Origin of the sequence: Xenorhabdus beddingii (genome assembly GCF_002127545.1) — a bacterium.
GTDB classification, from domain to species: domain Bacteria; phylum Pseudomonadota; class Gammaproteobacteria; order Enterobacterales; family Enterobacteriaceae; genus Xenorhabdus; species Xenorhabdus beddingii.
Genome location: NZ_MUBK01000110.1, coordinates 1 through 1,209, shown reverse-complemented (window position 1 = coordinate 1,209; position 1,209 = coordinate 1). Strand labels below are relative to the sequence as shown.

The following is a 1,209-nucleotide window of genomic DNA, read 5'->3' as shown; positions in this document are numbered from 1 at the left end:
CTTTGGGTTCAACCCAGTAAATGCCGGTCTTGCGGATATCGATATGAGGTTTTAGCGGATCGTATTCTTTCTCTTGGTATTCATCTGAATCAGTGGTCACAGATTTTGCTACTGGTTTTTTCTCTTCTACCTGATACAACCCATTACTGAATGCCAGCTTTGCAGCCTCAATGCCATGCTGCTGGCGATAATCATCCCAATCGGCTTTGTACTCTGTAGGCGGTAATGAGATCCACCCGTTGATCGTTTTAGCTGCTTTCTCTGCTGCAATTTTACCAACGTTCTTTTTGAGTTTGCCGTTTTTGTCCCGTTCTCCGGGGGAGTGCCAATCGTTATCAGCGGCAATAATGATTTTTGTGTCCGACCAGCGTTCCCGAATAGCTTTTGCAATAGATAATAAATTACCTGAATCCAGTGCTGCCAGAACAGTGCCTGTATAAAGTTGGTTAACTGTGAGTGCCGTGGCGTAACCTTCGGTAATGATCACTGTGCTGGGATACTCTTCCAACGCTGACAGGGCGATAAACGAACCTGTTTTTTTGCTGCCAGACAGTAATTTTTTCGTTCCATCCGGCTTAATAATTTGCGCACCTGTTACTTTTTTGTCCAACGTTGCCAGTGGCAACACTGCTGAATTATCGAACAATAGCCGCTGGTTAGGGCATTGCAGCCCCTTTGCAATCAAATAGGGCGATTGTCCGGCGACAGTTTGCGCCATCAGTGCCACCACTTTTTCGGCAATGGGTTGTGTTGTATAAGTGGTTTCACTGGCTGGCTTGGGTTTTGGCAAGGGCAATACCAGTGCATCAGAAACGACTTTGGCTGCCTCAGTAATCGATATCCCTTTAGTTCTTGCCACTAAATCCAGCCCATCGCCATAGTTTGGTTTGTCGCACTGGCGGCAATGCCAATTACCATGATGGTGATCGTCGATAAAGTGAAAACGGTCAGTACCGCCGCAGATCGGACAAACGCCATGTTTACCTTTTGCCGGAATAGCAATGCCACAAGCAGGCAGAAGATTTTCCCATTGACACATGGCGGATTTTTTCACGGTTTGGATCAGGTCAAGTGGATTTTGGCTGCCTATATTATCTGAATGTGTAAATTTAACCCGAATTCCGGATAAGGAATTGACGAAGTGCCTGTTCCAAGAGCAAAGTTTTGGTGCACACCAAAAACCGCTCTGGGGAGGAACAGGCAATGAAC

1 protein-coding gene is annotated in these 1,209 nt (G+C 46.3%); it reads right to left on the bottom strand.

Annotated elements, in window-relative coordinates:
* On the bottom strand, positions 1–1,039 hold a 1,039-nt coding region (locus tag Xbed_RS18685; RefSeq protein ID WP_208612283.1), incomplete at its 3' end, for a toprim domain-containing protein.
* Positions 1,040–1,209: the final 170 nt, after the last annotated feature.